We start from the raw sequence: 26631 nt of genomic DNA, 5'->3' as shown, positions 1-26631 counted from the left end.
CCGGCGCTGCGTCCGCTGCAGCCACTCTAGGGAACTACATGCTGGATAGGTAGGGCGCGACAAGCACCTCGATGCGCTGGAACGCTTTCACGTCCGAGTAACCGGTGGTGGCCATGGCACGCCGCAGTGCGCCCATGAGGTTGGACGTGCCGTTGGTGTGGTGCGAAGGTCCCCAGAGGACTTCCTGCAGCGGGCCAACCGTGTCCAGCCGGACCCGGTCCCCGCGGGGAAGTTCGCTGTGGTGTGCCTCCTGGCCCCAGTGCCATCCCTGGCCGGGAGCTTCCTCGGCGCGGGCCAGCGCGGAGCCGAGCATGACGGCGTCGGCGCCCATGGCGATGGCCTTGACGATGTCGCCGCTGGTGCCCATGCCGCCGTCGGCGATCACGTGGACGTACCGTCCGCCGGATTCATCCATGTAATCGCGCCGTGCCTCGGCGATATCGGCAATGGCGGTGGCCATGGGGGCGTGGATGCCCAGCGCGCGGCGGGTGGTGGTGGTTGCTCCCCCGCCGAAGCCGACGAGGACGCCTGCTGCGCCGGTGCGCATCAGGTGCAGGGCCGGGGTGTAGCCCGCGGCGCCGCCCACGATGACGGGAACGTCCAGTTCGTAGATGAACTGCTTGAGGTTCAGCGGTTCAACGGTCTTGGAGACGTGCTCGGCGGAGACGGTGGTGCCGCGGATGACAAAGATGTCCACGCCGGCGGCCAATACGGTCTTGTAGAACTCCTGGGTGCGCTGCGGGGTCAGGGACCCGGCAACGGTCACACCGGCGTCGCGCACTTCGGCGAGCCGGGAGGTGATCAGTTCCGCCTGGATGGGTGCGTCATAGATTTCCTGCAGCCGGCGGGTGGCTGCGGGGTTGTAGTTCTCCTGGCTCAGGACGGCGATTTCATCCAGCAGGGGCTGCGGATCCTCGTAGCGGGTCCACAGGCCCTCCAGGTTCAGCACGCCCAGTCCGCCCAGCTTGCCCATGGCAATTGCCGTAGCCGGGGACATCACCGAGTCCATGGGAGCACCCATGACCGGCATCTCAAACTGGTAGGCGTCTATCTGCCAGTTGATTGAAACGTCCTGCGGGTCCCGCGTGCGCCGGGACGGCACAATTGCCACATCATCGAGGGAGTAGGCTCGGCGCCCACGCTTGCCACGGCCAATTTCAATCTCATTACTCACACCCCTAGGTTATCCCAGGCACGCGCCCGGAGCTTAAAACAGCAGCAGCCGCGTCCTTCCCGGTGCGGGACGGGACGCGGCTGCTGCTGTTTCGCCGGTCTTGGCGGCTTAGCGGCGGGTGCCGTAATTCGGTGCCTCGGCAGTCATCATGATGTCGTGCGGGTGCGATTCCTTCAGGCCTGCCGGAGTGATCCGGACAAACTTGCCCTTCTGCTTCAGCTCCTCGATGGTGCGTGCACCGGTGTAGAACATGGTCTGACGCAGGCCGCCCACGAGCTGGTGGGCCACGGCGGACAGCGGTCCGCGGTAGGGAACCTGGCCTTCGATGCCTTCGGGGATCAGCTTCTCATCCGAGGGAACGTCCGCCTGGAAGTAGCGGTCCTTCGAGTAGGAGGTGTTCTTGCCGCGGCTCTGCATGGCGCCCAGGGAACCCATGCCCCGGTAGGACTTGAACTGCTTGCCGTTGACGAATACGAGGTCGCCCGGGCTTTCAGCCGAACCGGCGAGCAGGCCGCCCAGCATGACGGTGTCGGCGCCGGCAACGATGGCCTTGCCGATGTCGCCCGAATACTGCAGGCCGCCGTCGGCGATCAGCGGCACTCCGGCCGGGATGGCTGCCTTGGAGGCCTCATAGATGGCGGTGATCTGGGGAACGCCCACACCGGCCACTACACGGGTGGTGCAGATGGAGCCGGGTCCGACGCCGACCTTAATGGCGTCAGCACCGGCGTCGATCAGGGCCTGCGCGCCCTCGCGGGTGGCCGCCTGTCCACCGATGATGTCCACGTGCGCAACCGCGGGGTCCTTTTTCAGGCGGGCGATCATGTCCAGCACGCCTGCACTGTGGCCGTTGGCGGTGTCCACCACGAGGATGTCCACCCCGGCTTCAACCAGGGTCATTGCGCGCTCGTAGCCGTCACCGAAGAAGCCGATGGCGGCACCGACCCGGAGGCGGCCTTCCTCGTCCTTGGTGGCCAGCGGGTACTGCTCGGCCTTGTCGAAGTCCTTGACCGTGATGAGTCCCTGCAGGCGGCCGGCGTCGTCGACCAGCGGCAGCTTCTCGATGCGGTGCTTGCCCAGCAGTTCCATGGTCTCTTCGGCGCTGATGCCCACGCGCCCGGTAATCAGGGGCATGCGGGTCATGACTTCGTTGACCTTGCGGCGCGGGTAGTCTGCCCGCGGAATGAAGCGGGTGTCGCGGTTGGTCACAATGCCCAGGAGCTTGTTCTCCGCGTCTACGACCGGCAGGCCGGACACGCGGAAATGCGCACACAGGTCATCGAGTTCCTGCAGGGTGGCGTCCGGGGAAATGGTGACCGGGTTGGTGATCATCCCGGATTCGCTGCGCTTGACGCGGTCCACATGCTCAGCCTGGTCCGGAATGGACAGGTTGCGGTGGATAACGCCGAGGCCGCCCTGGCGGGCCATGGCGATGGCCATGCGGGATTCCGTGACCGTGTCCATGGCAGCGGAAAGCAGCGGCGTGTGCACGGTGATCCGCTTGGACAGCCGTGAGGAGGTGTCCGCCTCGGACGGAATGACGTCCGTAGGGCCGGGCAGCAGCAGGACGTCGTCGTAGGTCAGGCCGATGAAGCCGAACGGGTCATGCTCTGGGGACTGCTGGCTCAAAACTGCGCCTCTTTCGCGAAGGACCGGAGGGATGGAGAAATGGAAGAAAAAGCCGGAGAACGGACCGGCGGGCTTCTTACCATCCTAAAACGAAAGACGGCCGGTCCCTATTCCAAATCCTTACTGGTGGCATCCATCACAGCGGTTCCGCCCCCTGCTGCGGAGGGGCAGATCCCCGGACACGCGAAAGCCCCGGTGCCGCACGGGTTTTCCGCGGGCACCGGGGCTAACAGGTCACCTAGTGCTGGTGGCCGTTGCTTTCATCGTCGTCGTCGGCCGGCTTCTCCACCACAAGAGCTTCGGTGGTGAGGACCAGCGCGGCGATGGACGCAGCGTTGCGCAGGGCGGAACGGGTGACCTTGACCGGGTCAATGATGCCGGCCTCGATCAGGTTCTCGTACACGCCGGTGGCGGCGTTGAAGCCGTTGTTGACCTCGAGGTCGGTGACCTTGGCGACAACAACCATGCCTTCGGCACCGGCATTTTCGGCGATCCAGCGCAGCGGCTGTGCCAGGGCGCGGCGCACCAGGCCCACTGCAGTGGCGGCGTCGCCCTCAAGCTTGAGGACCTCGGGATCGGTGTCCAGGGCCTTGGCAGCGTGGACCAGCGCGGAACCGCCGCCGGCCACAATGCCCTCTTCCAGGGCAGCACGCGTCGAGGACACAGCGTCTTCGATGCGGTGCTTCTTTTCCTTCAGCTCAACCTCGGTGGCTGCGCCAACCTTGATTACGCCGATGCCGCCGGAAAGCTTGGCCAGGCGTTCCTGCAGCTTTTCGCGGTCCCAATCGGAGTCCGTGCGTTCGATTTCGGCACGGATCTGGGCGACGCGGTCCGCGACGTCGGATTCCGAGCCGGTTCCGTCAACAATGGTGGTGCTGTCCTTGGTGACCGTGATGCGGCGGGCGGAGCCCAGCACCTCCAGGCCAACCTGGTCCAGCTTCAGGCCCAGGTCCGGGGAGACAACCTGCGCACCCGTGAGGGTGGCGATGTCCTGCATCATGGCCTTGCGGCGGTCACCGAAACCGGGAGCCTTGACGGCAACCACGTTCAGGGTGCCGCGGATCTTGTTGACCACCAGGGTCGACAGGGCTTCGCCTTCGATGTCTTCGGCAATGATGAACAGCGGCTTGGAGGCCTGCAGCGCCTTTTCCAGCAGCGGCAGGAATTCGGCCACGGAGGAAATCTTGCCGGAGTTGATCAGGATCAGCGCGTCTTCGAGGACGGCTTCCTGGCGTTCCGGATCGGTCACGAAGTACGGGGACAGGTAACCCTTGTCGAACTGCATGCCCTCGGTGATGACCAGTTCGGTCTGCGTCGAGGAGGATTCCTCGATGGTGATGACGCCGTCCTTGCCGACGGTGTCAAAAGCCTTGGCCAGCAGCTCGCCGATCTCCATGCTCTGCGCGGAGATGGCAGCGACGTGCGCAACCTGGTTGCCTTCAACTTCCTTGGCGTTTTCCAGCAGGCGTGCGGCCACTGCTTCCACAGCGGTCTCCATGCCGCGCTTGAGCTGGCCCGGAGCTGCGCCTGCAGCAACGTTGCGCAGGCCTTCCTTGACCAGGGCCTGGGCCAGGACGGTGGCCGTGGTGGTGCCGTCGCCGGCAACATCGTTGGTCTTGGTGGCGACTTCCTTGGCCAGCTGGGCGCCGAGGTTCTCGTACGGATCATCCAGCTCAACTTCACGGGCAATGGTCACGCCGTCGTTCGTGATGGTGGGAGCGCCCCAGGTCTTGGCGAGCACTACGTTGCGGCCGCGCGGGCCGAGGGTCACCTTGACGGTGTTGGCCAGCTTGTCGACGCCGGCCTCCAGCGAGCGGCGGGCGGAGTCGTTGAACTCCAATTGCTTTGCCATGTGTGTGTCCTTTCCGACAGCTACATCTGCACCTGCATCAGAAAACCCCGGCCAGATTGGCCGGGGCTTCCCTTTTTCAACTACTTAACGACGATGGCCAGCACGTCGCGGGCGGACAGCACCAGGTACTCCTGGCCGCCGTGCTTGACTTCAGTTCCGCCGTACTTGGAGTAGATGACAACGTCACCTTCGGAAACATCCACGGGGACGCGGTTGCCGTTGTCATCAACGCGGCCGGGGCCTACTGCAACAACTTCGCCCTCCTGGGGCTTTTCCTTTGCAGTGTCCGGGATGACGAGGCCGGAAGCAGTGGTCTGCTCGGCTTCGAGGGGGCGGACAACAATGCGATCCTCAAGGGGCTTAATCGAGACCGACACTCGGGCTCTCCTTTGCGTAGTTACTAACGGATGGGGACCGTCGGTGGGCGCTGGCCGTCGTCGCGGTGCCGGTTGGCGCTTCCCTCGGGAATTAGCACCCTCCCTAGGAGAGTGCTAGGTCCGACTTTATGCAAGGGCTGGCACTCGGTCAAGGCGAGTGCCAATTTTCGCGGCATTCAGTGCCGCGGGGAGAATATGCGTTACCTCATGAGATGCCAAAGTTGCTTAGGCTGTCCTAACAAGGTAGTTTTCAAAGGCGCGCAGAATTAGCAAATGTTTTTGTGTCCTAATGAAAATATCTGTCCTATTGGTGGGGTTCCCCACCGGGCCGGACGATCGACCCAAGCAGTTGGAGCCCTACCGTGAAAACTCCCACCAAGTCCCGCCTTGTTGCCGGGACCGTATTTGCTTCCCTTCTTGCGCTGAGCGCCTGCGGATCGGAAACCGAAGCCTCGGCGGATGCCTCGGCCGAGCCGTCCATGATCACCGTGGAGCACGCCCAGGGCAGCACCGAGGTTCCGGTCAATCCTGAAACCGTGTACACCTTTGACCTGGGTGCGCTGGACACCATGGATGCCCTCGACGTCGATGTCGACGGTGTCCCTGCCGCCACGTATCCCGAAAGCCTCTCCAAGTACGCCGGAGACGAGTACGCGAAGATCGGCAGCATGAAGGAGCCGGACTTCGAAGCCATCAGCGAAGGCGACCCCGACCTGATCATCATCTCCGGCCGTGTTGCGGGCTCCTATGAGGAACTCAGCAAGATTGCCCCCACCATCGACCTCAGCGTGGACGCTGCGGATTCCATCAATTCCTTCAAGGAAGCGGCAGGCACCCTGGGCCGCATCTTCGAGAAGGAAGACACGGTTGAGGAAAAGCTCGCCGCGATCGACAAGCGCATCGAGGAAACCAAACCCGTTGCAGCGGAGGCCGGCACCGGCCTGATCGTCATGACCAGCGGCGGTGAAATGACCGCCTACGGCGCCGGTTCCCGCTTCGGCATCATCCACGACGTCCTCGGTGTAACACCGGTGGCCGACATCAAGCACGAGGGCTCCCACGGCGAGTCCATCACCGCGGAATTCATTGCCAGCCAGAATCCCGACCACCTGTTTGTGATTGACCGCGACGTCGCCGTGGGCCAGAGCGGCGAGGCCGCTTCCGCCGTGATGAGCAATGAGCTCGTGGACGGCACCAAGGCCGCGAAGAACGGCAACATCACGATGCTGGATGCCTCCAGCTGGTACCTCGTCGGATACGGGCTGAACAACGTGGACAGCATGGTTTCCACCGTTCAGGACGCCGTCTCCTAACCCTCTCTCACCGTTTGGGTTCCGGCGCCGGAGCCGGAACCCAAACGAGACCGGACAGAATTATGAGCGCCGCCGCCGTGCCCGCCCCCAGCCAGGTTCCTCCCCCGGCACCGCTTCCACCCTCCGCCGCCGTACCCCCCCGACGACGGCGGCTTCCGCGTACCGCTGCAAGCCTTGCCCTGGGTGCCGCTGCGGTCCTGGTGCTGGCCGTGGCCAGCATGTTCGTGGGGGTCAGCGACGTCTCCCTGTCCTCGCTGCTGTCCGGCGACCCGGTTGCCTGGCAGGTGTTCTGGGTCAGCCGGGTTCCCCGCACCCTCAGCGTCATCCTCGCGGGCACGGCGCTGAGCGTCGCCGGGCTGATCATGCAGCTGATGGCCCGCAACAAGTTCGTGGAACCGGGCACGGTGGGCACCGTGGAATCGGCGTCGCTGGGTATCTTGGTGGTCACCGTCCTGCTGCCCGGCGCGTCCCTGATGATGAAAATGTCCACGGCCACGGTGTTTGCCATGGCCGGGACCGCCTTGTTCCTGCTCATCCTGCGCCGCCTTCCGCTGCGCAACACCCTCCTTGTTCCCCTGGTGGGCATCATGCTCGGCGGCGTCATTTCCGCTGTCACCACTTTTTTCGCCTACCGCACGGATCTGCTGCAAACCCTGAACAGCTGGATGGTCGGGGACTTCTCCGGTGTCCTGCGCGGCCGCTATGAGCTGCTGTGGATCGTTGGAATCCTCACCGTCATCGGTTACCTGGCGGCGGACCGCTTCACGGTTGCCGGCATGGGCGCGGATTTCACCACCAATCTGGGCCTGAACTACAACCGGGTGATGGCCCTGGGCCTGGTCATCGTGTCCCTGATCAGCGCCGTCGTCGTTGTCAGCGTGGGCTCCATTCCGTTCCTGGGCCTGATAGTTCCCAACCTGGTGTCCCTGCTGATCGGTGACAACGTCCGGCGGGCCGTGCCCTGGGTGGCGGTCTTCGGCGCCGGGTTTGTGCTCGCCTGCGACATCATCGGGCGCACCATCCGCTACCCGTATGAGATTCCGGTGGGCGTGATCGTTTCCGCCATCGGCAGCGTCCTGTTCCTGTACCTGCTCCTGCGAAAGCGTGCCTCCCGTGGCTGAATCCGGCACCACATCCGGCGCTGAAGCCCCCACCAGCCCGCTTCCCACCGCCCTTGTCTCGCACCGCCGGCATCCGGTGCGGTCCCTGCCGCCCAAGTTCTGGATCATTACGCTCGGAATTGCCGCCGCCGCCCTCGTGGCCCTCTTCATGACCATCGAACTGCGCGGCAACCTCGGATACATCCTTCCCCGCCGCGCCGTCAAGGTTGCCTCCATGATCCTGGTGGCCTATGCCGTGGGCGTGTCCACCGTGCTCTTCCAGACGGTGACCTGCAACCGCATCCTGACACCCTCGATCATGGGCTTTGACGCCCTGTATGTGCTGCTGCAGACCGTTCTGGTCTTTGTCCTCGGCGGGCAGTTTGTCCTCACCATGTCCGAACCGCTGCGCTTTGTCATCGAAATCGTGCTCATGGTGGGTTTCTCGTTCCTGCTCTACCGCTGGCTGTTTACCGGCGGCGGCAAGTCCCTGCACCTCATGCTGCTGGTGGGCATCATTTTCGGCACCATGTTCCGCGGCTTTTCCTCCCTGCTGCAGCGGCTGATCGACCCCAGCGAATTCATCATCCTGCAGGATCTGTTCTTTGCATCCTTCAACAACGTGGACGGCGCGCTGCTGGGGTACTCCGCCGCTGCCGTGGTGCTGGTCAGCATCCCGGCCTGGCGGATGCGCCGGTCCTTCGATGTGCTGGCACTGGGCCGGGACACCGCCGTCAACCTCGGCGTGAACCATACCCGCGCTGTTACCGCCACGCTGGTGATCTGCTCCGTGCTGGTGGCAGTCTCCACCGCCCTGGTGGGTCCGGTGACGTTCTTCGGCCTGCTCGTTGCCTCGCTTGCCTACCAGCTGTGCTCCCACTTCCGCCATACGGCGGTGCTTCCCATCGCCGTCCTGCTCGGGATCATTGCCCTGGTGGGCGGACAGCTGGTCCTGGAACGGATCTTCGCGTTCGACACCGCGCTGAGCATCGTCATTGAGTTCGTAGGCGGCATTGTCTTCCTTATCCTGCTGCTGAGAGGCAACGTCAAATGATCTCCGTAACCGGCGTCTCCAAGTCCTACAACGGCCAGATGGTGGTCGACTCCGTCAGCTGCGAGATCAAGGAAGGCGGCATCACCTCCATCATCGGGCCCAACGGCGCCGGAAAATCCACCCTGCTGTCCATGGTTTCCCGGCTGCTGCGGATGGACAGCGGAACCGTGGAAGTGGATGGCTTGGATGTCACGGCAACCCCGGGCAAGGATCTGGCCCGCAAAATGGCCATCCTCCGCCAGGACAACACACTGACGGTCCGCCTCACCGTGCGGGACCTGGTGGGCTTTGGCCGCTACCCGTACAACGGCGGACGGCCCACCGCCGCCGACAAGGCGTTTATCGACGAAGCCATGGCCTACCTGGACCTCACGGCATTGGCGGACCGGTTTGTGGATGAGCTCTCCGGCGGCCAGCGCCAGCGGGCCTTCATTGCCATGGTGCTGGCCCAGGGCACCGATTACCTGTTGCTCGACGAGCCGCTGAACAACCTGGATATGAAGCACTCGGTGGAAATGATGCGCCTGCTGCGCCGGCTCACGGACGACTTCGGGAAAACTGTGGTCCTGGTCATCCACGACATCAACTTTGCCTCCTGCTACTCCGACGACATCATTGCCATGCGCGAGGGCCGGCTGATCCACCAGGGACCCCCGGCGCAGATCATGCAGCCGGCGGTGCTGCGCGACATTTATGACATCGATATCAGGATTGAAGAAATCGACGGCAACCGGATCGGCGTTTACTTCGCCTAGTCCGTTGACCCCGCCCCGCCCAAAGTGGGCTCCGTCTGACGGAGTATCGGGCTCCACCGTTGCGGCGCGCCACGGGCGCCTTTTAGCGTGGGGATCCGGCCAAAGGGCCGGGCACACTGAGGAAGGCCGTCCATGGAGCCCAAGCTGCGCGTCGTCATCCAGCTCGACATCGATCTGAGCCAGATACGGCTGGTGGTGCGGGGCAGGGTCACGGAACAGAACAGCAGGGTCCTGTATGTGCTGGCCCGCCGCGCCAATGCCACGCTCCCCGGGTTGAACGTGGTGCTGGACCTCCATCAGGCCACGAGTACCCCCGAGGCTCTCTCGGAGCTGCGCCGTACGTCCGAAACCGGGGCGCTGCCCCTTTTGGGCGGGCGCGGGCCGGCGGCTCTTGCGCCGCGGCAGCTGAGCATCCTGGCCCCGGCGGCCTAACTCCGCCCGGTGTGGCAGCCGGGCCGCCCAGTAGATCCCCCCGTAAATGAACCTGAGCAGGCAGCTGGAGAAGGTGGGCAGCACCCTTCCAGCCTGCCGGTCCTCAGGGCTGGTCGCCGCCCGCTGAAGTCTCCCGCACCCGGGCCAGGCGCGCCACGGCCTCGGTCAGTACCTCCGGTGAGCAGGCAAAGTTCAGCCGGGCAAAGCCTGCCCCCAGCCGGCCGAACTTCAGGCCCGGTTCCAGGGCCACCCGTCCCTGTTCCAGGGCCACTGCGGCGGGGTCCGCACCCCAGCCGAGGCCGCGGAAGTCCAGCCAGGCCAGGTAGCCGGCCGACGGCGGACGGTAGGTAACTTCGGGCAGCTCGGCTGCCAGCAGCTCGCCAAGCAGCCGCCGGTTGTCCGTCAGGGAGGCGAGGACGCCCGCCAGCCACGGTCCGCCGTCGTCGTACGCGGCCACCGCGGCGTGCAGTCCCAGGATGGAGGTCCGCGCGGACACCTCCGCCGGCATCGAGTCCAGCTGCAGGCGGGTGCGGGCACTGGAGGCAACCATCACCGCACACTTGGTTCCGGCGATGTTCCAACCCTTGCTGGCGGCCGTGACGCAGATGCCGAATTCGCGGGCATTGTCCGAGACCGAAAGGTAGGGGGTAAACGTGTTGGGCGCGTAGGTCAGCGGTGCGTGGATCTCATCGCTGATCACGGCAACCCCGTACTTGGCGGACAGGTCCGCGAGCGCGTGCAGGGTTTCCGCGGAGTGCACCATGCCCAGCGGGTTGTGCGGATTGCACAGCAGCAGGGCATCGGCACCGCGGGCAAAGGCCCGTTCCACTGCCGGCAGGTCCAGCTGCCAGCCCCTGCCGGTGAGCAGCAGGGGAACCTCAACCACTGAAGCCTCTGCTTCAAGCGGCAGTTCGTAGAACGGCGGGTAGACCGGCGGGGTAATGACCACCGAGCCGTCCACGGGCACGGTTTGGCGCAGGCATTCCACGATGGCCACGCTGACATCGGTGGTGGTCCGTACGTCCCCGGGGTCCGGATTCCAGTCCCAGGTCCGTCCGGCGTACCGGGTAAAGGCTGCGGCAACGGGATCGGGTCCGGCAACGTAGCCTGTGTCCGAGGCAAGGACCCTGCCGATGATCGCCTGCTGCACGGGTTCGGCCAGCGGATAGTCCATTTCCGCCACGAACAGCGGGAGGACGTCAGCCGGATAGGTCTGCCATTTGTAACTGGTGCGCGCACGCAGCACGGACAGCGGTTCGGCGGCAATCTTCGTCATGCCGCCCAACCTACAGCTAACGTGCGCGGCGGCAGAACTACTACGCTGGTAAGCATGCCCGATACCTCCCTTGCCCATGTTCTGACCTCCGAAGGCTGGGAGCTGCTGAACTCCCTGGGCCCGTATCTGGAGTCCGAGTCCTTCAAGCTGAACACTGACCTGCGCAAGGCCGGCCACTCCCCCGACGTCGTCGCCGCCGTCCTCACCCAGGCGAAGCTGCGGATGAAGGCGCGGACCAAATTCGGGCCGTTTGCTGAGCACATGCTGTTCACGGCACCGGGGCTGGAGCAGGCCACCCGCCTGAACGTCGCGGCCCTGCACGCCCAGCGCTATGTCCAGGCCGGGCTGGAGAAGATTGCGGACCTGGGTTGCGGCATCGGTGCCGACTCCCTGGCCCTGGCCACCCTGGACCGGAAGGTCACAGCCGTGGAGCTGGACGAGATCACCGCCGCTGCCGCAACCATCAACCTCATGCCCTGGCCCAACGCGTCGGTGGTGCAGGGCGCGGCCGAGGACTTTGACCTGAGCGGGTTCGACGGCGTCTGGCTGGATCCTGCCCGCCGCACCACCTCCACCTCGGGCACCACCCGTATTTTTGATCCCGAGGCCTTCTCCCCGCCCCTGTCCTTCGTGGAAGCGCTGGCCGGGCGCGGCCTGCCGGTGGGCGTGAAGATGGGCCCCGGCATCCCGCACGAGGCGCTGCCGGAAAACTGTGAGGTGCAGTGGGTATCCGTGGACGGCGACGTCACCGAGGCCACGCTGTGGTTCAACGCCCTGCGCCGTGAAGGGGTCCGCCGGGCGGCCCTGGTGATCGGGCCCAACGGTGCGGCCGAGCTGACCTCGCCCCTGGACTATGCCCCCGGCGAGGAGGATGTTTCAGTCGGCCCCGTTGATGCCTACCTGTATGAGCCCGACGGCGCGGTGATCCGTGCGGGCCTGGTCGCCGACATCGCGCGTTCCCTCGGCGGGCATCTGCTGGATCCGCACATCGCCTACATCGGGGCTCCCGAACTGCTGGAAACCCCCTTTGCCCGCGCCTACAAGGTGCTGGAAGTCCGGCCGTACAACGTCAAGGCGCTCAAGGCCTGGGTCAAGGCCAACGGAATCGGTGTCCTGGACATCAAAAAGCGCGGCATGTCCGTCACGCCCGAAGAAGTGCGCAAGCAGCTGCTGACCGGCTCCGGCAAGGGCCGCAACAAGGCCACCCTGATCCTGACCCGTCTGGGGGAAGACCGGGTGGCGGTTGTGGTGGAGCCGGTACCCGCGCCTGCCCCGGCCTAGGCGCGGGAGAACTCGCTGGCAGCCCGGACCTGTTCCGGGGTCGGGCGCACCCCGGTGTACAGCACAAACTGTTCTTCCGCCTGGATTGCTATCACTTCGGCACCGGTGATCACGGCTTTGCCGGCGGCCCGGGCTGCCGTGATCAGCGGCGTCTCGGCGGGCAGCGCGACGACGTCGAACACCGTGCGCGCGGCAGCCAGCGTGGTCTCGGAGAAGGCTTGGACATTTTCGTGTTCTCCGGCCATACCCAGCGGCGTCACGTTGATGATCAGGTCCGCGGTGCTTTCACCGGTCTCCGGCCGCCAGTTGAAGTCATAGAGATCAGCGAGCGCCCGGCCGGTCGCCTCGTTGCGGGCCGCGATGGTGACGTCCGAGAATCCCGCATCCCGCAGTGCCGCCGCCACAGCCTTGGCCATGCCGCCCGATCCCTGGAGCAGCACCGACCAGGAGACCGGGACATGGTGGTCACGGAGCAGCCGCGCGATGGCGAGGTAATCGGTGTTGTAGGCGGTGAGGACGCCGTCGTCGTTCACTATGGTGTTTACCGACCTGATTGCCTGCGCCGAGGGATCCATCCGGTCCACCAGCGCCATGACGTCTTCCTTGTACGGCATGGAGACCGCGCAGCCGCGGATCGGCAGGCCGCGGACGCCCGCGATGGCCTGGGCAAGGTCCGCGGGGGCAAACGCCTTGTAGACATAATTCAGGTCCAGCAGGTCATACAGGTAGTTGTGGAAACGCGTTCCGATGTTTGACGGCCTCGCCGCGAGGGAAATGCACAGCGTCATGTCTTTATTCAGGATGGGCATGCTCCCATTATGTCCGGGCACTCGCGCGAAGGGGCAGGGCTTCGGCGAGCGGACGGGCTTCGGGGAGTGGACGGCATCCCGGTTTCCCGCCGCTAGGATTGAATGAGGTTCTCACGCGCTTTGATGCGGGACCGAGTTCCTCCAACGGTTACGTATACAGCAGGAGACAGTTTGCACATCGGTTTCGCCCAGTCGGCACAGTCAACCCTCGGCGTTGAATGGGAGCTGGCACTTGTTGACCGGAAAACCGGCGAGCTGATGTCAGTAGCCGATGAGGTCCTGCGCGGCGTCAGCGCCGCCCACCCGGACATTAACGAAGGCGACGAGCATCCGCACATCAAGCAGGAACTGCTCGAAAACACCGTTGAGCTGGTCACCGGCATCTGCACCACCGTTGCGGATGCCAAGGCGGATCTGACCCGCTCCCTGGAAGTGCTGCGCCGGGTCACCGACCCGATGGGCGTTGAGCTGTTCTGCTCCGGTTCCCATCCGTTCAGTGCACCGCGCTCGCAGCCGGTCACGGACAAGGAACGCTACGCCAAGCTGATTGACCGCACGCAGTGGTGGGGCCAGCAGATGCTCATCTACGGAGTGCACGTCCACGTGGGCCTGGACAGCCGGGACAAGGTGCTGCCGGTCCTGGACGGGCTGGTGAATTACTTCCCGCACTTCCAGGCCCTGTCCGCTTCCTCCCCGTTCTGGTCCGGCGAGGACACCGGTTACGCCTCCCAGCGGGCCCTGATGTTCCAGCAGCTGCCCACAGCGGGCCTGCCCTTCCAGTTTGGCTCCTGGGAAGAGTACGAGTCCTATGTGCAGGACATGTTCACCACCGGGGTCATCGACTCCATCAGTGAAATCCGCTGGGACATCCGCCCGGTTCCGGGCCTGGGCACCATCGAAATGCGCATCTGCGACGGCATGGCCACCATTGAGGACGTCGGCGCCCTGGCAGCCCTGACCCAGTGCCTGGTGGACGAGTTCTCCACCATCCTGGAAAACGGCGGAACCATTCCCACCATGCCGCCCTGGCATGTTCAGGAAAACAAGTGGCGCGCCGCCCGTTACGGACTGGACGCCATCATCATCCTCGATGCCGCCGGCAACGAAAAGCTCGTGACGGACCATCTCCTGGAGGATGTCCTCCCCCGCCTGGCTCCCGTGGCTGAGAAGCTCGGCTGCTCTGCCGAACTGGCGGACGTAGCCGCAATCATTGAGCGCGGCGCCGGCTACCAGCGCCAGCGGAGGATCGCGGCAGAGAACGACGGCGATTTGCGCGCCGTCGTTCAGGACGGAATCCGGCAGCTGCGCGGCGAGGCCTAAGCAGGACCCGGGCCGGCTAGCCCCGGCGGCCCAGCCGGGCCAGGATGCGGGTCTGCCGGTCCGCATCCTCCGGAGCGGCCAGCGGGCCCCGGCAGATTCCCTCCGCGTACAGCTGGTCGCCAAACCCCGCGATGGCGGTTTCCAGATCGTCCATCTCGGCGTCGGAGAACACCCGGTCAGCTCCGGTTCCTGCGAGGACATCCCAGCCGTGCACCAGCATGTCAAAGCCGTAGAAATCGTTCAGGGTCCTGCCCACCGTGGTCTCTCCGGACCAGCCCTCAAACCGGTGTCCGGCAACATCGGGGTCCGAGAGAAGATCAGCCACGTCCTGCCGGTGGGTGCGCCATGCGGCCGCGGGATCACCGGTCTCCGGCGGCGGCCCGAGCCGTATTCCGTGGCCGGCGAAAAACTCGCGCTGGGTATCGATGAGGTGCAACACCACATCCTCCCGGCTCCAGCCCGAGCAGGCCGACTCGGCCGCCCACTGCTCAGCAGTGAGCTCCCCGACCGACTCGGTCAGGGGAGCACTGGTTTCCAGAAACTTCGTCTTGGCGCCGGGCACCATCGCATCAGGCATGACGTTCCTTCGTTAGGCAATTGCCACATAAACGCCAATATAGCTTCGGCCGCCGCCCCGCCGAAGAGGCGGCGGCAATATCCGGTGCCCGGGTGCTGCGGGTCAGAGGTGGACGCTCGTGACCGGCATGGACGGATCCGGCGCAAACCCGATGCCGGACGGCTCGGCACCTGCCATCACCACCTGGGCTCCCAGCGCGGCCACCATGGCCCCGTTATCGGTGCACAGGGAAATGGGCGGCACCCGCAGGGAAATGCCCTTGGCCTCGCACCGCTGCCGGGTCAGCTCGCGGAGCCGGGAGTTGGCCGCCACGCCCCCGCCCAAGAGCAGGTTCGTGATCCCGTGTTCGGTGCAGGCCAGGACCGCCTTGGCCGTAATGACATCCACCACCGCTTCCTGGAAGGAAGCCGCAATATCCGCCACCGGCAGTTCTTCGCCGGCGGCTTCGTATGCTTCCACGCAGCGGGCCACCGCAGTCTTCAGACCGGAGAAGGACCAGTCGTAGCGGTGCGGGCCGGGCTCCTCCGCGGAACCCATGTACTTGGCCTGGGTCAGGCCGCGCGGAAAGCGAATGGCCTTGGGATTTCCCTGCCGGGCCAGTTTGTCGATGGCCGGCCCTCCGGGATAACCCAGCCCGAGGATACGGGCCACCTTGTCATAGGCTTCACCGGCGGCGTCATCGATGGTGGACCCGAGCAGCTGCACGTCACCGGTCAGCGACTTCACGCTGAGGATTTCGGTGTGGCCGCCGGAAACCAGCAGCGCACCGAGATTGTCCGGCAGTTCACCGCCGTCGAGCACGCCCACGCCCACGTGCGCCACCAGGTGGTTGATCGCGTACAGCGGCTTGCCGGTGGCAACGGCCAGCGCCTTGGCGGCGCACACGCCCACCATCAGCGCCCCTGCCAGCCCGGGTCCGGAGGTCACGGCAATGGCATCAATGTCCGCCAGCGTCACCCCCGCCTCGTCCAGGGCCTGCTGCAGCGTGGGCACAAAAGCATCCAGATGGGCGCGGGAGGCAATCTCAGGGATGACGCCGCCGAAGCGGACGTGTTCATCCATGGAAGAGGACACCGTGTTGGTCAGCAGGGCACTGCCGCGGACAATGCCGACGCCGGTTTCGTCACACGATGATTCGATGCCAAGCACCAGGGGCTCGGTGCGGTTCATTTCCCGTCCTTCATTGTTGCGCGCGGCGACCCGTCCCAGGCGGAAAGGGCCAGCCGCATAATCAGTGCGTCCGTGCCGTCGCGGTAGTAGCGCGGCCGGATGTGGATCTGTTCAAACCCGAACCAGCGGTAGAGCCGCTGCGCCCGGGGGTTGTCCGCCCGCACTTCCAGCAGCACGTCTTCGGCACCGCGGGACTTGGCTTCGTCAATGAGCGTGGCCAGAAGAGCTGAGCCGATTCCGGCTCCTTCGGCCTCCGGCGCCACGGCGATGGTCTGCACGTCGGCGATCGGCAGGACGCACATCAGCCCGGCATAGCCGATCACTGTGCCGGCGGCGTCGCAGGCCACGTAGTAGGAGCGCGTATCGGCCTGGTTGAGCTCGTCATAGAACATCTGCAGCGGCCAGGCGTCCACCGGGAACAGTGCCCGCTCCAGGGTGTCCACTGCTGCTATGTCATCAAAGGTCATGGCCCGGATTGCGGTTCCGGCGGTTCCGGCTTCGCGGCTCACAGGGCGCGCTTCCGCGGTCCGGGAACCTTGGCGTCGGACTCGCGCAGGTATAGCGGCGTGGTGTCCAGCAGCGGCAGGCCGCGGACCAGGCGCACGACGGCGGTGCGGCCGAGGGCGGCGGCCGTGGGCTGGGTGCCGGCGAAGTCCGCGACGCCGCGCAGCACCTCCGGGTACAGTCCGGCGCCCGCACCGTAGGCCGGCAGGTCCGGAACCTCTGCGGGGTCAGTGACGAACGGTCCGGCCAGGAGCTGCGCTGTTCCTCCGGTGCTGCGGTAATGCGCCCAGTACACTTCCTTGCGCCGGGCGTCGGTGGTGACCACAAATTCGTCGACGCCCAGCCGCCAGGCGTCCAGGGCTGCATCCACGGCGATGGCATCAAGGCTCATGACCCCGTGCACGGGCTTGTTCCAGGCGAAGCCGAGCGTGCGTGCGGTGACAATGCCGGAGCGCAGCCCGGTGAAGGGCCCGGGCCCCACCCCGACCACAACTGCATCGATTTCCGCGGCGCTGACGCCGGCGGTTTCCATCAGGTCGGAGATGCCCGGTGCCAGCACTTCGGCGTGGGAACGGGTGTCCTCCGTGGCGAACTCGGCCAGGATCTCCCCTTCCCCGGTCAGCAGTGCCGCACTGGCAATAGCGGAGGTATCAATGGAGAGAATAAGCACGGTGCCTATTTTACGTCTCCTTTGGGTGCCCGCTTTCCGCGGCCGGCCGGGGAAAGCAATTGCTTAGGAGAGCCGGGTGTCCTTCCACCGCGGGCCGTAGGCGGCGATGCGGATGACACGTTCTTCGTCGGGATCGTCGTCGTAGTCGAAGCTGAGGCCGGCGGTTCCCTGTACCGGCGCGGACCCGCCGCCGGTGGGACGGATGATCGTGATGTCGAGCCGGCTGTCGGAAAGGTGCTCCACGAGGCCGCGGCCCCACTCCACGACGGTGACCGAGGTGTCCATCGTATTTTCCAGGTCGATGTCGTCAATCTCACCGCTGGAACCGAGGCGGTAGGCGTCAACATGCACCAGATCCGGGCCCTGGCCAAGGCTGGGATGGATGCGCACCAGCACGAATGTCGGGGAAATAATTCCAGGGCGGACTCCAAGTCCGCGGCCAAGGCCCTGCGTGAACGTGGTTTTGCCCGCTCCCAGTTCCCCGGTCAGCAGCAGCAGGTCCCCCGCCGCCAGCTGCCGGCCCAACCCTTCAGCCGCTGCCTGTGTCTGCAGTGCGTCCGTGGTGCGGATTTCTTCTTCCCATACCGGCGCCGATGCGCTGGTGCTGAATTCTTCGCTCATGCCTGGGCTGCCTCGGAGTCGATGTATTTCCGCTGAACGCGGGGGCTGATGCGGGTGATGATTTCGTAGTTGATGCTGCCGCTGGCTTCGGCCCATTCATCCACCGAGGGCAGGCCGACTCCGCCGAACAGCACGGCTTCCCGGCCCACCAAGTCCTTGCCGGTTCCCGCGATCCCGGTGGTCTGCAGGTCAATGACCATCTGGTCCATGGCAATGCGGCCCACCACCGGATAGACGTTTCCGTCCACCCAGACCGGACCGCCGGTGCCCACCCGCGGAACGCCGTCGGCGTAGCCCATCGGCACCAGGGCAAGGGTGGTGGGCTCGGTGGTGGAGTAGCGCAGCCCGTAGGAAACTCCCTGGCCGGCCGGAACTTCCTTGCAGTTGGCAATGGTGGTCTTCAGCGTCATGGCCGGGCGCAGGCCCAGCTCGTCCGGCGTCTGGCCGGGAAACGGCGAGAGGCCGTAGAGTCCCAGGCCCACCCGAACCATGTCAAAGTGTGAATCCGGGCGGGACAGCGCCGCCGGGGTATTGGCGATGTGCCGGACTTCGTGGTCCACTCCGGCATCTTCGGCGACGGCGACGGCGGTGCGGAACCGTTCCAGCTGCTCGTCGGTTTCCGGGCGGTCCGGTTCATCGGCCACGGAGAAGTGAGAGAAGATGCCCACCACGCGCAGGAGCCCCTCCTCCTGATAGGCCAGCGCCCGGCTGACAAGGGCCTCCCATTTGTCCGGCGGACAGCCGTTGCGGCCCAGCCCGGTGTCGATCTTCAGGTGCACGCGTGCCGGGATCTGCAGTTTCCGGGCGGCTGCCACCACGGATTCCAGTTCCCATCCGGAAATGCCGAGGTCAACGTTGGCGGCTACGGCTTCAGTGAAGGGGCTGTCCACGGTATGCAGCCAGGCCAGGACCGGCGCAGCCATTCCGGCGCTTCGCAGCGCCAGGGCCTCCGTGATGTGGGCGACGCCGAGCCAGGAGGCTCCGGCTTCCAGAGCGGTGCGTGCCACCTGCTCGGCACCGTGGCCGTAGGCATCGGCCTTGACGATTGCCATCACCCGGGCGGGGCTTACCAGCCGAACGAGGTGACGGACGTTGTGCCGCACGGCGGCCAGGTCAATGAGGGCCTGGCGTTCGGCGGCGGGAGCAGCTTGTTGGTCATTCACTCGACCATTATTTCATTTTCGACGAGGGCTCCCCTGCACAGGAAAATCCTGTGCAGGGGAAACCCTGCGGGAAAGGCCGCCGGCTGCAGCGCCAGGAGGCGGTTGCAGCCGCACGGATTAGGCTTCCAGCGCGGCGGCCCACAAATTGATGTCGGAATCAACGGCATGCTTGTCGATGGTTTCCAGTTCCTCGGCCGTGAAGTCGAGATTGTTCACCGCCGCCAGGCTGTCCTCCAGCTGCTTCACGCTCGAGGCACCCACCAGAGCGGAGGTAATGGCTCCGCCGCCGGCCTGCGGGCGCAGCACCCAGGCGATGGCCATCTGGGCCAGCGTCTGGCCGCGGGATTCGGCCAGGTCATTGAGCGCCCGCACCCGCCGGAGGTTGTCTTCGGAGAGCTGGGACTGATCCAGCGACTTGCCGGCAGCAGCCCGCGAGTCTTCAGGCACCCCGTTGAGGTACTTGTTGGTGAGCAGCCCCTGGGCCAGCGGCGAGAACGCGATTGAACCGGCCCCTGCCGTTTCCAATGCGGCAAACAGGTTCGGATCTCCATGCTCCACCCAGCGGTTCAGCATGGAATAGGAGGGCTGGTGGATCAGCAGCGGAGTTCCCATTTCCCGCAGGATCCGTGCAGCTTCAATCGTCTTCTCCGGAGAGTAGGAGGAGATGCCGGCGTAGAGGGCACGGCCGGAGCGTACGGCCGTGTCCAGGGCGCCCATGGTCTCTTCCAGCGGGGTTTCCGGATCGGGGCGGTGGCTGTAGAAGATGTCCACATAGTCAAGGCCCATGCGCTCCAGCGACTGGTCCAGGCTGGCGAGCAGGTACTTGCGGGATCCCCAGTTGCCGTAGGGCCCAGGCCACATGTCGTAACCGGCCTTGGAGGAGATGACGAGCTCGTCCCGGTACGGCCGGAAGTCGTCCTTGAAGTGGCGGCCGAAGTTTGTTTCAGCAGCACCGTAGGGCGGACCGTAGTTGTTGGCCAGGTCGAAATGGGTCACGCCCAGGTCAAAGGCCCTGCGGAGGATCTCGCGCTGGGTTTCAAACTTCTTGTCGTCACCGAAGTTGTGCCACAGTCCGAGGGACACGGCGGGAAGGTGCAGCCCGCTGCGGCCGACCCGTCGATAGGGCATGGAATCGTAGCGGTTATCCGCGGCAATATATGTCATGGCTTACATCCTGCCATTCGTTGCCGCGAGGACTGCAGCGCCGTAGCCGGGAAGCTGCAGGGCATCCCCGTACAGCTCGGCGGGTTCGGTCTGGAGCAGTACCTTGGACCCGGAGAAGGGAACCGGAACCTCGCGGGGAGCATCGGAGAAATTGAGCGCAACGGCGGTTTCCCCGCGCTGCAGCACCAGCCACCGGCCCACCTCGTCATACTCCACTTCCACGCTGCCGAGATCCGGATTCGTCAGGTCCGGCCGGTTCCGCCGGAGGGCCAGCAGCTGACGGTACAGGTCATGCAGCTTCGCGTGGTCGCCCTGGTCTACTTCCGACCAGTCCAGCTTGGAATTGCTGAACGTTGAAGGGTCCTGGGGGTTGGGCACGGTGTCCGGATCCCAGCCCATCCGCTCGAATTCCAGCAGGCGTCCCTCCGCGGTTGCCTTGCCCAGCTCGGGTTCGGGGTGCGATGTGAAGAACTGCCACGGCGTGGACGCACCGAATTCCTCGCCCATGAAGAGCATGGGCGTGAACGGGGACGTCAGGTTCAGCACGGATGCGAGAGCCAGCTGCGGGTAGCCCAGGCTTGCGCTCAGCCGGTCCCCTGCCGCACGGTTGCCGATCTGGTCGTGGTTCTGGGTTGCCACCACCAGCTGCCGGCTCGTCACGGCGCTCTTATCCAGGGGCCTTCCGTGGCAGCGGCCCCGGAAGGAGGAAAACGTTCCGTTGTGGAAGAACCCCTCGGTCAGCACCTTGGCGAGGGCGCCCACGGAATCGAAGTCCTCGTAGTAGCCCCCGTTTTCACCGGTGAGGTTGGTGTGCGCGGCGTGGTGGAAGTCATCGGACCACTGGCCGTCCAACCCGTAGCCGCAGGCGTCGCGGGGCATGATGAGGCGGGGATCGTTGAGATCGGATTCAGCAATCAGGAACAGGGGCTTGCCCAGTTCCAGTGCGCACTTTTCCGTTTCAACGGCGATCTCCTCGAGGATGTGGACGGCCCGCTCGTCATGCAGGGCGTGCACCGCGTCCAGGCGCAGTCCGTCCACGTGGTAGTCGCGGAACCACATGAGGACGTTGTCCACAATGTACTGGCGGACGGTGTCGGACAGCGGACCGTCCAGATTCAGCGAATCTCCCCAGGTGTTGGACTTGCCCTCGGTGAGGTACGGGCCGAACATCGGCAGGTAGTTCCCGCTGGGGCCAAGGTGGTTGTACACCACGTCCTGGATGACTCCCAGGCCGGCCTGGTGCGCGGCGTCGACAAAGCGCTGGTACGCCTCGGGGCCGCCGTAGGTCTCCTGGACGGCGTACCAAAGCACGCCGTCGTAACCCCAGTTGTGGGTTCCGTTAAAGGCGTTGACGGGCAGCAGCTCCACGTAGCGGACACCCAGGTCCACCAGGTAATCCAGCTTGCCGATGGCAGCGTCCAGCGTCCCTTCGGGGGTGAAGGTGCCGATATGCATCTCGTAGATCGCTTCGCCGTCGAGCCCGGGAGAGACCCAGCCGGCGTCGTTCCAGCGGTACTGATCGGGGTCAAAGGTGCGCGAGAGGCCATGGACGCCGTGCGGCTGGCGCCGGGACCGGGGGTCCGGAACCGGTGTCTCGGCGTCGTCAATGAGATAGCCGTAGTCAACGTCTCCGGTCAGCTCAGCGTGCTGGGCGTGCCACCAGCCGTTTTCGCCGCGGCTCATCGACAGCTTCCGCCCGTCGGCCACCAGGGTCATTGTGGTGGCTTTGGGTGCCCACACATCAAAATTGGTCCTCATTCGCCGTCCTCCCGAACCAGCAGTGCCACCGGATAAATACCAAACAGATCGGCAGCCGCCAGCTGGCCGCTGCTTTCATGGGACGTGCCCGTGAGCACGTCACGGTAGGTGCCGCTTTCCAGTACGACGGCGGTGTCCTGCCAACCGCCGCGCTGCAACAGGTTCAGCGGAAGACGGGTTACCAGGGCAATCGCACCGCCGCGGTTGAACCCGAACAGGTGCTGCGCGGCGGGTCCTTCAACCGACACCGGAACGTAGGAGCTGAACAGCTCCGGGCGTTCCCGCTTGAGCTGCAGGGCACGAGTGGTGAGAAGCAGCTTTGCCGCTGCGTCCTCGTCCGCTGCGGGGGCGGCGCCGTCGGTAAATGACGCCGCCACCTGCCGCCGGCGTTCAAAGTCGACCTCGCGCCGGTTGTCCGGATCCACCAGGGAGCGGTCCCAGAACTCCGTGCCCTGGTACACATCCGGCACGCCGGGCATGGTCAGCTGCAGGAGCTTGGCCGCGAGGGAGTTCGAGTACCCCGCGCTGCGGATCCGCTCCACCAGCGAGACCACCAGGGCGTTCACCTCAGGGTTATCGAAAGCGGCGTCGACGGCGGCATGCATCCGGTCCTCGAACTCGGAGTTGGGGGCCGTCCACGTGGTGCTGGCCCCTGCCTCCCGCGAAGCTTTCTCGGCGTAGGCATGGGCGCGGTCGCGGCTCAGCGGCCACGCGCCAATGACGGCCTGCCACAGCAGGTTGGCCATGGCTCCGTCACCCATGGGCGCCAGGTCCTCCAGCGCAGCGAAGGTTTTGGCCCATTCCTCGGGAATTTCCGCGAGGACCGAAATCCGGGCACGGGTGTCTTCGCTCCGCTTGGTGTCATGGGTGGTCAGCGCGGTCATGGCAGCCGGCTGCTCCAGCTGCCGGCGCAGCAGCCGGGCGTGCAGCTCAGCGGGTTCCACGGCAAAGTGGGCCGGGTCTGCGCCCACCTCGTTCAGCGACGTGAGGCGGGAATACCGGTAAAAGGCGGTGTCCTCCACCCCCTTGGCCATGACCATGCCCGAGGTCTGCTGGAAACGCGCAGCCAGTTCGCCCAGGTCGGAGAGCGAGACGGGTTCCGTGCTGCCGGCCTTCAGCGGGTTCAGCAGCCCGTGCAGAACCCGCAGAGCAGCGGCAAGGTCCGGACGGCGGACCGTAGCCGCAATGACGGCCTCCGTCAGATACTGCGCCCCAACGGGCAGGTAGCTGCGGTAGACCGGGAAGCAGGCCAGCAGTTCAGCAATGGCATCTGCGGCTGTCCGGGTATCCAGTCCCGAGTCCGCCGGCAACAGGCGCACCAGGCGCTGGACTTCCGAGTTCAGCAGGTGGTCCGCTATGCCGCGCTTGGTGCCGTGGATCATGTCCGGGTACGGCTCGGTGGGCACCAGTGCAGTGAGCTGGTCCTCGCCGGCCGGGTCCACGAACAACCGGTCAACGTCAGCCAGGGCGTCATAGCCCGTGGTGCCTTCCGTTTCCCAGTCCGCGGGGAGCTTCTCCCCCGGTTCCAGGATCTTTTCGACCAGGATGTAGGAACCGTTGGTGAGCTCCCGCAGCCGGGACAGGTAGGCCTTGGGGTCAGCCAGCCCGTCCGGATGGTCAATGCGGAGCCCGTCGACCAGGCTCTCGTCGAACCAGCGCTTCACTTCGGCGTGGGCTTCGTCAAAGACCCAGGGCTCTTCCACCCGGATGCCGGCCAGGGTGTTGACCCCGAAGAACCGGCGGTAGTTCAGCTCATTGTCCGCGCGGCGCCAGTTGACCAGTTCATAGTGCTGGCGGGCATGGACGTCCCGGGGAGAGTCGCCCTCGGATGCCGTGCCCGGTGCCACCGGGTACCGGTTGTCGTAGTAGTGCAGCTCGCCGTCCACCAGCTTCAGGGCGGACAGTTCGTCGTCACCGTCGCCCAGGACCGGCAGGCGCAGCTTTCCGTCAGCGGCGTCCCAGTCAATGTCGAAGGCTTCGGCGTAGCGGGAGCCGCGGCCCTGTTCCAGGACGGACCACCACCACTTGTTGGCAGCCGGAGTGGCAACACCCATGTGGTTGGGAACAATGTCCACCAGCACGCCCATGCCCGCCGCATGGGCGGCGTCGGAGAGGGCTTTGAGCCCCTCCGCGCCGCCCCGGGCGGGGTCAACCGAGAAGGGGTCCACCACGTCGTAGCCGTGGTCAGACCCTTCTTCGGCCGTCAGGATAGGCGAGAGGTAGACCCAGTCCACCCCAAGGTCCGCGAGGTACGGCACCAGCTCTGCGGCATCGAACAGCGTGAACGAGGGACGGATCTGGAGGCGGTACGTGGACAGCGGAGTCCTCATACCGCAGCCTCACCGCTGTGCTGCTTTGAACCGGCCAGTGCCGCCAGGGAAGCCGCAACCGAGTGGTCGTGCTCCTCTTCCTCTTCGTGCGCCCGCAGAACCACCATGGACTTGGCAGCGATGGTTATTTTGGCCTCGGCGGGAATGGAGCCCGAGTCGGCAAACTCACCCGCAGTGTCAATGACTTCGTCCCACATGGGGGCATATTCGCTCGACGGGAGGGTTACTTTGACCGCTTCCTCATGGGCGTTGAAGTACAGCAGGAAGTTCAGGTCCGTGATCCGCTCTCCGCGGGCGTCACGGCCCGAGATGCCCTGCCCGTTGAGGAAGACCCCCAGGGACCGGGACACCGGGGTGTCCCAATCGTCCTGGGTCATCGGGCTTCCGTCTTCGTTGAGCCAAACGATGTCCGGCAGTGCCTCGCCTTCACCGCGACGCACGGGACGGCCGTCGAAGAACCGGCGGCGGCGGAAGGTGGGGTGCTCGGCGCGCAGCGTGTTGACCGCGGCGGTGAACTCCATCAGCGGGGTATCCATGCTCTCCCAGTTGATCCAGCTCAGCTCGGAGTCCTGCGCGTACGTGTTGTTGTTGCCCTGCTGGGTGCGGCCGAGCTCATCACCGTGGGCGATCATGGGAACGCCCTGGGACAGGAGCAGGGTGGCCAGGAAGTTGCGCTGCTGCCGGGCACGCAGGGACAGGATCTCCGGATCATCGGTGGGCCCCTCCACTCCCGAGTTCCAGGACCGGTTGTGGGATTCGCCGTCGTTGTTGTCCTCGCCGTTGGCGTCGTTGTGCTTTTCGTTGTAGGACACCAGGTCATGCAGCGTGAAGCCGTCGTGGGCGGTGACAAAGTTGATGGAAGCCACCGGACGGCGGGCCGAGGACTCGTAGAGATCGGCGGAGCCGGTGATGCGGGAGGCGAACTCACCCAGGGTGGAAGGCTCTCCGCGCCAGAAATCACGGACCGTGTCGCGGTACTTGCCGTTCCATTCGGTCCACTGGGGCGGGAAGTTGCCCACCTGGTAGCCGCCGGGGCCAACATCCCACGGCTCGGCGATCAGCTTGACCTGGGAAACTACCGGGTCCTGCTGCACGAGTTCGAAGAAGGCTGACAGGCGGTCGACGTCGTAGAACTCACGGGCCAGCGTGGAGGCGAGGTCAAAGCGGAAGCCGTCCACGTGCATTTCCGTCACCCAGTAGCGCAGCGAATCCATCAGCAGCTGCAGGGAGTGCGGGTTGCCCACGTTCAGCGAGTTACCCGTGCCGGTGTAGTCCATGTAGTACTGCTTGTCATCCTCCACCAGCCGGTAGTAGGACGCGTTGTCGATGCCGCGGAAGGACAGCGTGGGGCCCATGTGGTTGCCCTCGGCCGTGTGGTTGTAGACCACATCGAGGATCACTTCGATCCCGGCCAGGTGCAGTGCGCGCACCATGGCCTTGAATTCCTGCACCTGCTGGCCCTTGTCGCCGGTGGCGCTGTAGGCGTTGTGCGGGGCAAAGAAGCCAATGGTGTTGTAGCCCCAGTAGTTGGACAGTCCCTTGTCCTGCAGCGTGGAGTCATTGACGAACTGGTGCACCGGCATCAGTTCGATGGCGGTGATGCCCAGCTTCTGCAGATGCGCAATAACCGACGGGTGTGCCACGCCGGCGTAGGTGCCGCGCTGTTCCTCGGGGACGTCCGGGTGCAGCTGGGTCAGGCCCTTGACGTGCGCCTCGTAAATCACCGACTGGTGGTACGGCACCTTGGGCTTGCGGTCGCCGTCCCAGTCGAAGAACGGGTTGATCACCACGCCCATCATCATGTGCGCAGCGGAATCCTCGTCATTGCGGGAATGCTCGTCACCGAAGTTGTAGCCGAACAGCGACTGATCCCAGTCGATCTCGCCGGCAACAGCCTTGGCGTAGGGGTCCAGCAGCAGCTTGTTCGGATTGCAGCGGTTACCGTTCGCGGGATCGTTAGGTCCGTCCACGCGGAAGCCGTACTTCTGCCCCGGCAGAACCTGCGGCAGGTAGCAGTGCCAGACGTATCCGTCGACCTCGGTCAGCTTGACCTGTTCCTCGTTGCCGTCCTCGTCGAACAGGCAAAGCATGACGGAATCCGCAACTTCGCTGTACAGCGCAAAGTTGGTGCCGTTTCCGTCGTACGTTGCGCCCAGCGGATAGGCTTCTCCCGGCCAAACTTCCATGTAGAGCTCCTGACTAGTTCCAGATGACAACACAAAAATAGTATGTCTACTTATGTTTTTACCCCAGATGGGGCCAAGCATTAAACGGATGGAATTACTACTCCCTATTTAACCCC

Annotated in this window: 23 protein-coding genes; 7 read left to right on the top strand and 16 right to left on the bottom strand. The window is 65.2% G+C overall.

Annotated elements, in window-relative coordinates:
• Positions 1 to 34: 34 nt before the first annotated feature.
• The 4 genes from AC4D2W_RS08690 to groES form a co-directional block, all read right to left on the bottom strand.
• A complete protein-coding gene (locus AC4D2W_RS08690) occupies positions 35 to 1174 on the bottom strand; it encodes a GuaB3 family IMP dehydrogenase-related protein (protein ID WP_490926488.1) in 1140 nt (379 codons plus the stop codon).
• Positions 1175 to 1282: 108 nt separating this feature from the next.
• Positions 1283 to 2803 carry an IMP dehydrogenase gene (gene guaB, locus AC4D2W_RS08685; protein WP_490926487.1) on the bottom strand — a complete coding sequence of 507 codons (1521 nt, stop codon included), beginning with the start codon at positions 2801 to 2803 and terminating at the stop codon, positions 1283 to 1285.
• A gap of 238 nt (positions 2804 to 3041) precedes the next feature.
• Complete coding sequence (gene groL / locus AC4D2W_RS08680; protein WP_490926486.1) at positions 3042 to 4655, bottom strand: chaperonin GroEL; 1614 nt, start codon at positions 4653 to 4655, stop codon at positions 3042 to 3044.
• Positions 4656 to 4735: 80 nt separating this feature from the next.
• Positions 4736 to 5032, bottom strand: a complete 297-nt coding sequence (gene groES, locus AC4D2W_RS08675) for a co-chaperone GroES (protein WP_152219702.1) — start codon at positions 5030 to 5032, stop codon at positions 4736 to 4738.
• 362 nt (positions 5033 to 5394) lie between these two features.
• On the opposite strand from groES, the gene AC4D2W_RS08670 reads away from it, so the two are divergent.
• From AC4D2W_RS08670 to AC4D2W_RS08650, 5 genes are all read left to right on the top strand, one after another.
• Positions 5395 to 6345 carry a siderophore ABC transporter substrate-binding protein gene (locus AC4D2W_RS08670; RefSeq protein WP_490926485.1) on the top strand — a complete coding sequence of 317 codons (951 nt, stop codon included), beginning with the start codon at positions 5395 to 5397 and terminating at the stop codon, positions 6343 to 6345.
• A gap of 62 nt (positions 6346 to 6407) precedes the next feature.
• Positions 6408 to 7466: an ABC transporter permease gene (locus AC4D2W_RS08665; protein WP_490926484.1), complete on the top strand. Its 1059-nt coding sequence runs from the start codon at positions 6408 to 6410 to the stop codon at positions 7464 to 7466.
• Positions 7459 to 8499 carry an iron chelate uptake ABC transporter family permease subunit gene (locus AC4D2W_RS08660; RefSeq protein ID WP_490926483.1) on the top strand — a complete coding sequence of 347 codons (1041 nt, stop codon included), beginning with the start codon at positions 7459 to 7461 and terminating at the stop codon, positions 8497 to 8499. Before AC4D2W_RS08665 ends, AC4D2W_RS08660 begins: the two co-directional genes overlap by 8 nt.
• On the top strand, positions 8496 to 9254 hold the full coding sequence (locus tag AC4D2W_RS08655) for an iron ABC transporter ATP-binding protein (protein ID WP_490926482.1): 759 nt from the start codon (positions 8496 to 8498) through the stop codon (positions 9252 to 9254). The genes AC4D2W_RS08660 and AC4D2W_RS08655 overlap by 4 nt, the downstream gene beginning before the upstream one ends.
• A gap of 132 nt (positions 9255 to 9386) precedes the next feature.
• Positions 9387 to 9686, top strand: a complete 300-nt coding sequence (locus tag AC4D2W_RS08650; protein ID WP_490926481.1) for a hypothetical protein — start codon at positions 9387 to 9389, stop codon at positions 9684 to 9686.
• Positions 9687 to 9789: 103 nt separating this feature from the next.
• Here the strand turns inward: AC4D2W_RS08650 and AC4D2W_RS08645 are convergent, their stop codons facing one another.
• The gene (locus tag AC4D2W_RS08645) at positions 9790 to 10962 is read right to left on the bottom strand and encodes a MalY/PatB family protein (protein WP_490926480.1); all 1173 of its coding nucleotides are present in this window, start codon (positions 10960 to 10962) and stop codon (positions 9790 to 9792) included.
• Positions 10963 to 11016: 54 nt separating this feature from the next.
• On the opposite strand from AC4D2W_RS08645, the gene AC4D2W_RS08640 reads away from it, so the two are divergent.
• Entirely contained in the window at positions 11017 to 12243 is a 1227-nt protein-coding gene (locus AC4D2W_RS08640) for a class I SAM-dependent methyltransferase (protein ID WP_490926479.1), read from the top strand.
• Here AC4D2W_RS08640 and AC4D2W_RS08635 read toward each other — a convergent pair.
• Entirely contained in the window at positions 12240 to 13052 is an 813-nt protein-coding gene (locus tag AC4D2W_RS08635; protein WP_490926478.1) for a shikimate 5-dehydrogenase, read from the bottom strand. The genes AC4D2W_RS08640 and AC4D2W_RS08635 overlap by 4 nt on opposite strands.
• A 171-nt stretch (positions 13053 to 13223) precedes the next feature.
• Between AC4D2W_RS08635 and AC4D2W_RS08630 the strand changes: the two genes are divergently transcribed.
• Positions 13224 to 14372, top strand: a complete 1149-nt coding sequence (locus AC4D2W_RS08630; protein WP_490926477.1) for a glutamate--cysteine ligase — start codon at positions 13224 to 13226, stop codon at positions 14370 to 14372.
• Positions 14373 to 14388: 16 nt separating this feature from the next.
• On the opposite strand, the gene AC4D2W_RS08625 is transcribed toward AC4D2W_RS08630, so the two are convergent.
• From AC4D2W_RS08625 to glgX, 10 genes are all read right to left on the bottom strand, one after another.
• On the bottom strand, positions 14389 to 14949 hold the full coding sequence (locus tag AC4D2W_RS08625; protein ID WP_490926476.1) for a maleylpyruvate isomerase N-terminal domain-containing protein: 561 nt from the start codon (positions 14947 to 14949) through the stop codon (positions 14389 to 14391).
• Between the two features lie 102 nt (positions 14950 to 15051).
• Positions 15052 to 16119: a tRNA (adenosine(37)-N6)-threonylcarbamoyltransferase complex transferase subunit TsaD gene (gene tsaD, locus AC4D2W_RS08620; protein ID WP_490926475.1), complete on the bottom strand. Its 1068-nt coding sequence runs from the start codon at positions 16117 to 16119 to the stop codon at positions 15052 to 15054.
• Positions 16116 to 16586, bottom strand: coding sequence for a ribosomal protein S18-alanine N-acetyltransferase (rimI, locus tag AC4D2W_RS08615; RefSeq protein WP_490926822.1), 471 nt, complete (start codon positions 16584 to 16586; stop codon positions 16116 to 16118). Before rimI ends, tsaD begins: the two co-directional genes overlap by 4 nt.
• Positions 16587 to 16624: 38 nt before the next feature.
• Positions 16625 to 17293, bottom strand: a complete 669-nt coding sequence (tsaB, locus tag AC4D2W_RS08610; RefSeq protein ID WP_490926474.1) for a tRNA (adenosine(37)-N6)-threonylcarbamoyltransferase complex dimerization subunit type 1 TsaB — start codon at positions 17291 to 17293, stop codon at positions 16625 to 16627.
• Between the two features lie 63 nt (positions 17294 to 17356).
• The gene (tsaE, locus tag AC4D2W_RS08605; RefSeq protein ID WP_490926473.1) at positions 17357 to 17914 is read right to left on the bottom strand and encodes a tRNA (adenosine(37)-N6)-threonylcarbamoyltransferase complex ATPase subunit type 1 TsaE; all 558 of its coding nucleotides are present in this window, start codon (positions 17912 to 17914) and stop codon (positions 17357 to 17359) included.
• On the bottom strand, positions 17911 to 19077 hold the full coding sequence (gene alr, locus AC4D2W_RS08600) for an alanine racemase (protein WP_490926472.1): 1167 nt from the start codon (positions 19075 to 19077) through the stop codon (positions 17911 to 17913). Before alr ends, tsaE begins: the two co-directional genes overlap by 4 nt.
• A 117-nt stretch (positions 19078 to 19194) precedes the next feature.
• Positions 19195 to 20241, bottom strand: a complete 1047-nt coding sequence (mgrA, locus tag AC4D2W_RS08595; protein ID WP_490926471.1) for an L-glyceraldehyde 3-phosphate reductase — start codon at positions 20239 to 20241, stop codon at positions 19195 to 19197.
• A 3-nt stretch (positions 20242 to 20244) separates the two neighbouring features.
• A complete protein-coding gene (treZ, locus tag AC4D2W_RS08590; RefSeq protein ID WP_490926470.1) occupies positions 20245 to 21999 on the bottom strand; it encodes a malto-oligosyltrehalose trehalohydrolase in 1755 nt (584 codons plus the stop codon).
• Positions 21996 to 24329, bottom strand: a complete 2334-nt coding sequence (treY, locus tag AC4D2W_RS08585) for a malto-oligosyltrehalose synthase (RefSeq protein WP_490926469.1) — start codon at positions 24327 to 24329, stop codon at positions 21996 to 21998. Before treY ends, treZ begins: the two co-directional genes overlap by 4 nt.
• Positions 24326 to 26515: a glycogen debranching protein GlgX gene (gene glgX, locus AC4D2W_RS08580; protein WP_490926468.1), complete on the bottom strand. Its 2190-nt coding sequence runs from the start codon at positions 26513 to 26515 to the stop codon at positions 24326 to 24328. Before glgX ends, treY begins: the two co-directional genes overlap by 4 nt.
• Positions 26516 to 26631 lie beyond the last annotated feature (116 nt).

The organism is Arthrobacter sp. TJ-58, from assembly GCF_058269295.1.
The sequence above is the reverse complement of the archived record's forward strand: the minus strand, read 5'-3'. Positions and strand labels throughout refer to the sequence as shown.